Origin of the sequence: Actinomadura sp. GC306 (genome assembly GCF_004348665.1) — a bacterium.
Lineage (GTDB): Bacteria > Actinomycetota > Actinomycetes > Streptosporangiales > Streptosporangiaceae > Spirillospora.
The window spans coordinates 1-8,674 of record NZ_SMKM01000277.1 but is presented as its reverse complement, the minus strand read 5'-3'; the positions used below and the strand labels follow the sequence as shown (position 1 = coordinate 8,674).

Below are 8,674 nucleotides of genomic sequence, written 5' to 3'. Positions count from 1 at the left end.
CCCGCCCTCCGCGCGGCACCGGCCCCCGGCCTCGCCCCCGCCGACCGCGGCCGCCCGGTACGGGAGCTGTGGCCGGACCCGGCCGGGTATGCGGGCCTCGTCGGCCAGCTCGACCGGTCCGGCGACCACCGGCTCGAACGGCTCAGCGTCCACGACGTCTACCGGCTGGACGAGGCGGGCCGCTCCTGGACGCTGTCGGTGCGCACCGTCCTGCGGGCGGCGGGCGACGACATCGACCGGGTGGTGTGCGTCCATCAGACGGGTGAGCCGGGCGGCGTCCCCGTGCTCGGCAACGGTGCCGGCCACCGGCCGGACGACAAGCCGGACGACACGCCGGACGACAAGCCGGACGACGTCCCGGCCGGGGCGGTCGCCCTCACCAAGGTGCGGTACTGCCGACCCGGCCGGATCCGCGCCGAGGGCGGGCTCGTGGCGTTCGAGCTGGTCTTCGACCGGGTCCTGGCGGCGGGCGACACCGCGGTCGTCGAGTACGAGCTCGGCCCGGTCGGGCCGCCCGCCGCCGACAGCTACGACCGGCGCTTCCCGCACCCGGTCCACGACTACGTCGCGATCGTCCAGTTCACCGGCGACCGGCTGCCCGCGCGCTGCTACGGCTTCACCGCCGAGAGCTCGCCGGCGCCCCGGCGGCGCCTCGGCGAGCTGTGGATCGGCACGTCCGGCAGCGCCAACCTCGCGGTCGGCGCGGTGCGCCGCGGCATCGTCGGCATCGAATGGGAGTGGCACTGAGGCCCGGGGCGGGGCGGCCGGACCGCGGTTGTCGGTTGTTGCCGGTTGGAATCGCGCCTCCCTGGCCTTACAGTGAGCGCTGAAGTCGCAAGCGCAGGAGTCAAGGCCGTCAAGCGGGGGCCGGCCGGAGCGGATCCGGAGGCCAGCGGTGCAGAGTGTCGCGGAAGACGATCTCCTACAGGTGCTGCAGTACGGTCCCTTCAACGTCGCCCTCCACGCGGCCATCCAGGCGCGCGGCCTCAGCCTCGACTCGCTGCGGCGCCGCCTGGAGGCGCAGGGCATCGCCGTCAGCCTGTCCACGCTGAGCTACTGGCAGCGCGGGCGGACCCGGCCCGAGCGCGCGGACTCCATGCGCGCCGTCCGCGGCCTTGAGGTCATCCTCGAACTGCCGCGCCATTCGCTGCTCACGCTGCTCAAACCGACCGCCGAGCGGTCCGCCGGGGCGTGGCTGCCGGTGGAGGAGCTGTGCCCCGAGCCGGGCGTCCGCGACCTGCTCGACGAGATCGGCGACCGCGGCGGGCGGCAGCTCACCGGCCTCAGCCTGCACGACCAGCACACGATCGGGCGGCGCCGGGAGCTGCGCGAGGTCCGGTCCCGGGCGGTGTTCCAGGCGCAGCAGCGCGGCGTCGACCGCTGGATCGCCGTCTACCACCACCCGCACGGCGTCCTGCCGTCCTCCCGCTTCGCGCGCGGCTGCCGGTTCGGGCGGGTCCGGATGGACGAGGCGAGCGGCCTCATCGCCGCCGAGCTGCTGTTCGACCGCGCGCTCGGCCGCGGCGAGACCTACCTGCTGGAGTACGGGTTCGGCTTCGACGAGACGGGCCCGCCCGTGAACGAGGAGGGCCGCGGGTTCCGCACGCCGCAGCACGAGTTCCTCATCGAGGTCCGGTTCCACCCGGCCGCGCTGCCCGCCCGCTGCTACCGGACGTGGCGGCCCGACGGCAACACCGCGCTCAAGGACTCGGCCGACCTGCGGCTGTCGAGCTACCACAGCGTCCACTTCATCGAGTTCGGCGTGGCCGCCGGCTACCACGGCATCCGCTGGGAGTGGACGTAGCCCCGCGCGGCGCTACTTGACCAGTAGGTGGAGGAGCCGGTCCAGCTCGGCCTTCGGGTCCTCGGTGAGCCCCGCGTGGACGGGGCCGGGCTGGAGGATCGTGCTGCGCGGCGCGGTCAGCCACCGGAAGCGCGTGCCGGGGGCCTCGTCCGCGGCCTGCCCCGCCCGCTCACCGCCGCAGCAGACGGCGTCCACGGCCTTGAGGCCGGCCCGCACGCCCGCCAGGTCGAGGGAGGGGTCCAGCGCGAGGAGGCGCCGCTCGTCCAGGTGCGTGCGGCAGCCGAGGTAGTCGCGCGCGCGGCAGTACACCACCACGCCCACGTTCATCACCTCGCCCCGCTCGACGCGCGGGACGACGCGCAGCGCCGCGTACTCGAACACGGTGGGGTCCTCCCGGGACCGGATGTTGCTCACGAGGCACCGCCGAGCCAGTCGGGGCGGTTCCTGCCGCGCCGGGACGCCGTGTCGGGCCGGCGGCCGGAGACGTCGGTCGCGGGCAGCCAGTCACGCGGCTTCCCGGCGCGCGGCAGCAGGATGTCGACGTAGGCGTCCCGGAGGGCCTGCGGGCCGTCGAATCCCGGCTCGTCCGCCAGCCACCGGTCGGGGACGAGGCCGGTCACCTCGCGCAGCAGCTCCTCGGTGATCTTCGGGGCGAGTTCCGCCTCGGCGTTCGCCAGCAGCGTCGCGTACGGCGTCAGCACGTGGTCGTCGACGTCGTACGGCCCGGCGAACAGCTTCGCGGCGTTCGACCACGCGTGGTGGAAGATGAGGCTCGCGCCGTGGTCGATCAGCCAGATGTCGCCGTGCCACACCAGCATGTTCGGGTTGCGCCAGCTCCGGTCCACGTTGCCGATGAACGCGTCGAACCACAGCACCCGGGACGCGAAGCCCGGGTCGGGGCGCCAGCCGAGCGGGTCGAAGCCGAGCGACCCGGGCAGGAAGTCGACGCCGAGGTTCCAGCCGGGGCTGGCCTTCAGCAGGTCCTGCACGTCGGTGTCGGGCTCGTGCCGTCCGATCGCCGGGTCGAGGTCGACGATCACCTGGTCGGGGACCCGGAAGCCGAGCCGCCGGGCCAGCTCGCCCGCGATGACCTCGGCGATCAGCGCCTTGCGGCCCTGCCCGGCGCCGTGGAACTTCGTCACATAGGTGCCGAGGTCGTCGGCCTCGACGATGCCCGGCAGCGACCCTCCCTCGCGCAGCGGCGTCACGTATCGGATGGCCGTCACATGTGGCAACACGCCGCAACGCTATCGGCTGCGTACACGCCTGAGATAATCGATCAGCCGAGCGGAGCTCGTCGTTTGGTTGGTGGCGGGCGGGGGCTGGAGGACGGTGACATGGGCGTTGAGCTGCTGGACCTGTCGGTGCCGATCGTCACGGGAATGCCGGTCTACCCGGGCGATCCCGCGGTGGCGGTGGTGCCCGCGCTGACGGCCGCCGAGGCCGGGGTGAACGTCCTGGCCCTGCACATGGGCTCGCAGTCCGGCACGCATGTGGACGCCCCCTTCCACATCGACGACGCCTTTCCGCGCCTGGACGAACTGCCCCTGACCCGCTTCACCGGCCCCGCCGTCGTCATGGACGTCCGCGGCCTGCCGCTCCGCGCCGCCATCGGCCCGGAGTCGCTGCCGGCCGGGCTCGAAGCCGGGGTCGTCCTGCTCATCGCCACGGGCTGGTCCGACCGGTGGGGGAGCGACGACTACCTGGGCCACCCCTACCTCGCTCCCGAGACCGCCGAGGCGGTGGTCGCCTCCGGCGTCCGCACGGTGTGCATCGACGCCCTCAGCGTCGACCGGACCGCACCGCCGGGCTCGGACGAGTTCTCCCTGGCGGCCCACCGCGTCCTGTGCGGGGCCGGGGCGGTGGTCGGCGAGAACCTGACCGGGCTCGGCCGGGTCGTCGAGGCGCAGGACTCGGGCTGCGCGATCGAGGTGTCGCTCTTCCCGATCGCCCTCTCCGGCGCGGACGGCGCGCCCGCACGCGCCGTCGCCCGCGTGGACGACCGGGCCGTGCTCCTCTAGAGGGCGCTTCAGGTCAGCGGATCATCCGGAAGCAGAAGAAGGTCGGGAACCGGTAGTACTGCTGCTTGCCGGCCTTCACCGCGCCGAGGATGAGGAGCCACCAGCCCGCGATGAGCAGTTCCAGGTACGGGACGGCTAGCGCGATGAGGAAGAGCGGCGTGTCGAAGACGATGGTCGGCGGCACGCAGAGCGCCACCACGACCAGCAGGTGGATCAGCAGCGTGAGCTGGTAGTTCATCGACTGGGCCGCGTGGAAGCGGGTCAGCGGCGAGGTGTTCTTCTTCGCCAGGTAGATGGCCAGCGCGGGCAGGAAGCCGATCAGCACGTTGCCGACGTAGGCGAAGATCGCCCACGTCGCGTCCTCGGCCGGCGGCTGCCCCTGGGGCGGTGGCGGCGGCCCGTAGCCGTAGTGCGGGTCGTACGGCCCGCCTGGCGGCGGCGGGTCGTAGTGGCCGCCGCCGGGCGGCTGCCCGTAGGGCGGCTGACCTGGCGCGCCGCCGTACGCGCCCGGGTACGGCGGGGGCTGTCCGGGCTGCTGCGGCGGCGGGGGGTGATCCTTCACTGGTGTTCCCTCGGATCCTTCGGTGTGTCCTAGGAATCTACCGAACGCCGCGGCGCAGCGCAGGCCGCGCCGGCGGCCCGCGGGACCCCGCCGTCCCGGGCACGCCCGCCCGCATCCTAGAATCTCGTTCGGGTAGACGGGAGGGCCGATGAGCGCGATGCCGATGGAACGGCACCAGTTGGGGGACGAGGAGTCGGCCGCACTGGCGGGACTCGCCGCCAGGATCCGCGAGCTGGCGGAGGCGGCCGTCCTCACCGGGGCCGGTGCCGCCGAGGCCGCCGTGGTGGCGGAGGAGGTCGTGGCGCTGACCGCGCGGCTGGCGGAGCGGAGCCATGCCGCGCCGCCGTACCGGATGTCGGGCGACGGCGTCCTGGACCGGGCCACCGGCAACCCCGTCACCGGCGCCCTCAACCCGCTGGCGCCCCCGGTCGCGCTGACGGCCGGCCCGGACGGGCTCGTCCGCGGCGAGTTCACCCTCGGCCACCTGTACGAGGGGCCGCCGACGTACGTGCACGGCGGCGTCTCCGCGATGGTGCTCGACCAGGCCCTCGGCATGGCCGCGGCCGTCTCCGGCACGCCCGGCATGACCGCGACGCTGGAGACCCGCTACCGGCGGCCCACCCCGCTCGGCGTTCCGCTCACCGTCGAGGCGAAGGCGAGCCGCGTGGAGGGCCGGAAGGTCTACGCGTCCGGGACGATCTCCGGTCCGGACGGCCGTGTCACGGTCGAGGCCACCGCGATGTTCATCATGCCGGACACGTTCGTCGCCTCAGGGGTGTGAGCGGCGCCGCCGCGGTACTCGTGGGCCTTCAGTACTCGTAGACCTTCACCGCGGGATCGCCCTCGGCCCATGTGGCGATCACCGAGGAGGTGTGGTCGTCGTCGAGGAAGTCGACGCGAAGCCAGCCCCTGGCCTTCGTCACGCGCGTCTCGTAGCCGGGGTTGGGCGTCGCCGAAACCAGCCGTACGTGGTCCTTCTCAATGGCCATGGCGGTGCGTCCGCCGCGGGTCGCGTAGCTCCGGACGTTGTCGGCCGGCTTCCGGGAGGGGGCGGCGCTGCCGTCCCCTTCGCCGGGCGGCGCGGGAGGCGGCGCCTTCGGGCTCTTCGACGGCTTGGGGCCCCGGTCCTCGCCGGGCGGCGGGCCCGGATGGGACGTGGGCAGGCCGATCGACGTCGGCCCGGGCGGGCTGGAATGGATCACCGGACCCGCGATCGGCGGCGGGGAGGCCCGATCCGACACCGCGCCGCGCACCACGCCGCGGACCCCCAGCCAGGACAGCGCCACCGCTAACGCGGTCACCCCCGCCCACGGGGCAACATACGACATCGCGCGACGCATGGGCACATGGTGGCATACGGTGCCGCCATGGCGAGTGTTCTGGTGGTCGAGGATGATGCGAATGTCCGGACCGCCTTGATCCGGGAATTGAGCGTGCGGTCGTACGTCGTACGCAGCGTCGGGACCGCGATGGACGCGCTGCGGGAGGTCACCCAGTCGCCGCCCGACGTCGTCGTCCTCGATCTGGGGCTGCCCGACCTCGACGGCGCCGAGGTGCTGAAGATGCTGCGGGGGATATCCGACGTCCCCGTCATCATCGCGACGGCGCGCGACGACGAGCCCGAGATCGTCCGGTTACTGAACGCCGGCGCCGACGACTACCTCATCAAACCGTTCTCCATCGAGCACCTCAGCGCCCGCCTCGCGGCGGTCCTGCGCAGGTCCGTGCGCTCCGGCCCGACCGCCGAGCTCACCGTCGGCGGCCTGCACATCGACCTGGACCGCCGGGAGGCGATGCTGGACGGCAAGCCGCTGGAGCTGACCCGCCGCGAGTTCGACCTCCTCGCCTACCTCGCCGCCCGTCCCGGCCGCGTCGTGGCCCGCCGCGAACTGCTCGCCGAGGTGTGGCGGCAGGCGTACGGCGACGACCAGACCATCGACGTCCACCTGTCCTGGCTCCGCCGGAAACTCGGCGAGACCGCCGCCGCGCCGCGGTACCTGCACACGGTGCGCGGCGTCGGGGTCCGGCTGGCCGAGCCCGATCCGCGGTCATGAGGAAGACCCTCGTCCTGGTGTCCCTGGCGGTCACCTCGATGGTGGCGCTGGCGTTCCTGATCCCGCTCGCGCTAACCGTCCGGGAGATCGCCCGGGACCGCGCCTTCACCAGCGCCGAGCGGCAGGCCAGCGCGCTCGGCCCGGTCCTCGTCGTCACCGAGGACCCCGCCGCGCTCGACCGCGCCGTCGCGAGCACCGCCGCCGGCGCGGCCGGCCGGATGACCGTGCACATGCCCGACGGCGGGCTCGTGCCGCGCGAGGGCCACGGCGAGTCCGGCGCCGACCCCGAGCAGCTCGCCGAGGCCGGGCGGCGCGGACGCGCCTACAACGCCCGCGTCGAGGGCGGCTACGCGCTGCTGCAGCCGGTGTCGCTGGACGCGGGCCGGACCGCCGTCGTCGAGGTCTTCCTGCCCGACGAGGACCTGTCCCGCGGCGTGTGGCAGGCGTGGCTGGTCATGACGACCGTCGCCGCCGCGCTCGTCGCGGGATCCGTCGCCGTCGCCGACCGGCTGGGCGCCCGGATGATCCGCTCGACCCGGCGGCTCGCGGAGGCCGCCGGCGAGTTCGGCGAGGGCGAGCTGTCGGTGCGGATCGAGCCGGACGGGCCGCCCGAGCTGATCGAGGCCGGGCTGGCGTTCAACGCGATGGCCGACCACGTCGTGCAGCTCCTGGCCGCCGAACGGGAGATGGCCGCCGACCTCTCGCACCGGCTGCGCACGCCGCTGGCCGCGCTGCGGCTCAACGTCGAGGCCCTCGGCGACGGGCCCGTCGCCGACCAGACCCGCGAGGCCGTCGACCGCATCGAGCACGAGGTCGACCAGATCATCCGGACCGTCCGGCGACCGACCGGCCGGGGCAGCTGCGACGCCGTCAAGGTGCTGCGCGACCGCGTCGCGTTCTGGTCCGTCCTCGCCGAGGACGAGGGCCGCACCTGCGAGCTGATCGGCGCCGACGGCTCCGCGGAGCTCCCGCTGCCGGGCACCGAGCTCGCCGCCGCCGTCGACGCGCTGCTCGGCAACATCTTCCGGCACACGGCCGAGGGCACCGGCTTCGCCGTCACCCTCCACCAGGGCCAGGGCGTCACCGGCATCCTCGTCGCCGACGCCGGCCCCGGCATAGCGGACCCGGACGCGGCACTGGAGCGCGGCAGCAGCGGCGGCGGCTCCACCGGCCTCGGCCTGGACATCGCCCGCCGCGCCGCCGAGTCGACGGGCGGCTACCTGCGCATCCACCGCAGCGTCCTCGGCGGCGCCCAGGTGCAGATGTGGTTCCGCACCAAGTGGCTGCCGCCCGCCCGGCGCTCCCGCCGCCTCGTCCGCCGCCGCCACTCCCGCACCTAGCCGGCATAGCCGGAGCTTAAATCCGCCTTAACAACCGGAAAGGCGCCGCCGGACCTTCCTACCCTGGCGGGCATGAAGCGTCGTCCCCGCTCCCCGTACGACCCCCGGCGCTCCCAGTACGTGGCCGCCGGCCTCGTGGGCGTCGTGGGCCTCGTCGTCGCCGCGCTGATCGCCGTCCTCGCCATCCGCGCGAGCGGCAACATCCCGACGGCGCCCAGCTCGTACACGATCAGGGCGGCGGCGACGCAGAGCCCCGCCCCATGACCGGCGGCCGATGAGGCGGGGCGGCGGGCGAACGCCTCAGCAGTTGCTGTAGGCGATGTACCACTTGCCGTTGCCGTCGCCGATCTTGTAGTCGGCGATCCAGTTGTTGCTGTTGCGGAGCCTCACCCACAGATACCCGTTACGGCGCTGGATGGTGTCCCAGTCCGTGGTGACCTGCGAGCCGCGAGCGGCCGTCCCGACGATGGCGTAGTTGGTCCCCGGCCCGGTCCGGACGTTGAGCCCGTTCTGCGGGAGGACCGTCCCGACGCACCAGCGAACGCGCACGTGGTCCCGGTCCTCCAGCCGCGCCATCGCCTTGGCGGCGCCCTCGGGCCCGACGTGGATGGCACCGGGCCCGTGCCCCTCCTCTTCCGAAGGCCGCGGATCGGCGATGCTCGGCTTCTCCGCCCCCGGGACCGGCGGCGACTGCGCGGCGGCGGCCGTACCGCCGCCGAGCACTCCCCCCGCCAGCGCGGCCGCGGCGACCCCGACACCGAGCTTTACCCCTACATGCATCTCTTCCTCCAGGTGTGTCCGACGTGCCGCCATATGACTACCCAGAGTTATTTATGGAGGACGTTAAGTTAAGAGGAGGCTTTGGTCAACCTTCGCCCTCGTTGCTCCCCACC

At 73.7% G+C, this 8,674-nt stretch carries 11 protein-coding genes and 1 pseudogene; 7 read left to right on the top strand and 5 right to left on the bottom strand.

Going from position 1 to position 8,674, the window contains the following annotated elements; translation table 11 throughout:
• Both E1200_RS34060 and E1200_RS27785 read left to right on the top strand, forming a co-directional pair.
• Positions 1 to 747: pseudogene (locus E1200_RS34060) on the top strand (hypothetical protein); the annotation flags it as partial.
• Between the two features lie 148 nt (positions 748 to 895).
• Positions 896 to 1,804, top strand: coding sequence for a hypothetical protein (locus E1200_RS27785; protein ID WP_131955035.1), 909 nt, complete (start codon positions 896 to 898; stop codon positions 1,802 to 1,804).
• A 12-nt stretch (positions 1,805 to 1,816) separates the two neighbouring features.
• Here E1200_RS27785 and E1200_RS27780 read toward each other — a convergent pair whose 3' ends face one another.
• Together E1200_RS27780 and E1200_RS27775 are read right to left on the bottom strand one after the other, a co-directional pair.
• Entirely contained in the window at positions 1,817 to 2,218 is a 402-nt protein-coding gene (locus tag E1200_RS27780; protein ID WP_279485209.1) for a DUF3037 domain-containing protein, read from the bottom strand.
• On the bottom strand, positions 2,215 to 3,042 hold the full coding sequence (locus E1200_RS27775) for a HipA family kinase (RefSeq protein ID WP_131955034.1): 828 nt from the start codon (positions 3,040 to 3,042) through the stop codon (positions 2,215 to 2,217). The genes E1200_RS27780 and E1200_RS27775 overlap by 4 nt, the downstream gene beginning before the upstream one ends.
• A gap of 99 nt (positions 3,043 to 3,141) precedes the next feature.
• On the opposite strand from E1200_RS27775, the gene E1200_RS27770 reads away from it, so the two are divergent.
• The gene (locus E1200_RS27770; RefSeq protein WP_131955033.1) at positions 3,142 to 3,825 is read left to right on the top strand and encodes a cyclase family protein; all 684 of its coding nucleotides are present in this window, start codon (positions 3,142 to 3,144) and stop codon (positions 3,823 to 3,825) included.
• A 13-nt stretch (positions 3,826 to 3,838) separates the two neighbouring features.
• Here the strand turns inward: E1200_RS27770 and E1200_RS35005 are convergent, their stop codons facing one another.
• Positions 3,839 to 4,387, bottom strand: a complete 549-nt coding sequence (locus E1200_RS35005) for a DUF4870 domain-containing protein (RefSeq protein ID WP_243708874.1) — start codon at positions 4,385 to 4,387, stop codon at positions 3,839 to 3,841.
• Positions 4,388 to 4,535: 148 nt separating this feature from the next.
• On the opposite strand from E1200_RS35005, the gene E1200_RS35000 reads away from it, so the two are divergent.
• Complete coding sequence (locus tag E1200_RS35000; RefSeq protein WP_131955032.1) at positions 4,536 to 5,168, top strand: PaaI family thioesterase; 633 nt, start codon at positions 4,536 to 4,538, stop codon at positions 5,166 to 5,168.
• 28 nt (positions 5,169 to 5,196) lie between these two features.
• On the opposite strand, the gene E1200_RS27755 is transcribed toward E1200_RS35000, so the two are convergent.
• Entirely contained in the window at positions 5,197 to 5,727 is a 531-nt protein-coding gene (locus tag E1200_RS27755) for a hypothetical protein (protein ID WP_131955031.1), read from the bottom strand.
• 27 nt (positions 5,728 to 5,754) lie between these two features.
• On the opposite strand from E1200_RS27755, the gene E1200_RS27750 reads away from it, so the two are divergent.
• The 3 genes from E1200_RS27750 to E1200_RS27740 all read left to right on the top strand — a co-directional run bounded on the left by E1200_RS27750 (position 5,755) and on the right by E1200_RS27740 (position 8,045).
• Positions 5,755 to 6,441 carry a response regulator transcription factor gene (locus E1200_RS27750; RefSeq protein ID WP_207933569.1) on the top strand — a complete coding sequence of 229 codons (687 nt, stop codon included), beginning with the start codon at positions 5,755 to 5,757 and terminating at the stop codon, positions 6,439 to 6,441.
• Positions 6,438 to 7,781: a HAMP domain-containing sensor histidine kinase gene (locus E1200_RS27745; RefSeq protein WP_131955030.1), complete on the top strand. Its 1,344-nt coding sequence runs from the start codon at positions 6,438 to 6,440 to the stop codon at positions 7,779 to 7,781. Before E1200_RS27750 ends, E1200_RS27745 begins: the two co-directional genes overlap by 4 nt.
• A 72-nt stretch (positions 7,782 to 7,853) precedes the next feature.
• On the top strand, positions 7,854 to 8,045 hold the full coding sequence (locus E1200_RS27740) for a hypothetical protein (RefSeq protein WP_131955029.1): 192 nt from the start codon (positions 7,854 to 7,856) through the stop codon (positions 8,043 to 8,045).
• Positions 8,046 to 8,081: 36 nt separating this feature from the next.
• On the opposite strand, the gene E1200_RS27735 is transcribed toward E1200_RS27740, so the two are convergent.
• Positions 8,082 to 8,561 carry an SH3 domain-containing protein gene (locus E1200_RS27735; protein ID WP_131955028.1) on the bottom strand — a complete coding sequence of 160 codons (480 nt, stop codon included), beginning with the start codon at positions 8,559 to 8,561 and terminating at the stop codon, positions 8,082 to 8,084.
• Positions 8,562 to 8,674 lie beyond the last annotated feature (113 nt).

Coding starts and splice junctions, on each gene's coding strand:
- E1200_RS27770 (WP_131955033.1), top strand. CDS start 3,142: ATGGGCGTTGAGCTGCTGGACCTGTCGGTGCCGATCGTCACGGGAATG.
- E1200_RS35000 (WP_131955032.1), top strand. CDS start 4,536: ATGAGCGCGATGCCGATGGAACGGCACCAGTTGGGGGACGAGGAGTCG.
- E1200_RS27755 (WP_131955031.1), bottom strand. CDS start 5,727: ATGCGTCGCGCGATGTCGTATGTTGCCCCGTGGGCGGGGGTGACCGCG.
- E1200_RS27750 (WP_207933569.1), top strand. CDS start 5,755: ATGGCGAGTGTTCTGGTGGTCGAGGATGATGCGAATGTCCGGACCGCC.
- E1200_RS27745 (WP_131955030.1), top strand. CDS start 6,438: ATGAGGAAGACCCTCGTCCTGGTGTCCCTGGCGGTCACCTCGATGGTG.
- E1200_RS27740 (WP_131955029.1), top strand. CDS start 7,854: ATGAAGCGTCGTCCCCGCTCCCCGTACGACCCCCGGCGCTCCCAGTAC.
- E1200_RS27735 (WP_131955028.1), bottom strand. CDS start 8,561: ATGCATGTAGGGGTAAAGCTCGGTGTCGGGGTCGCCGCGGCCGCGCTG.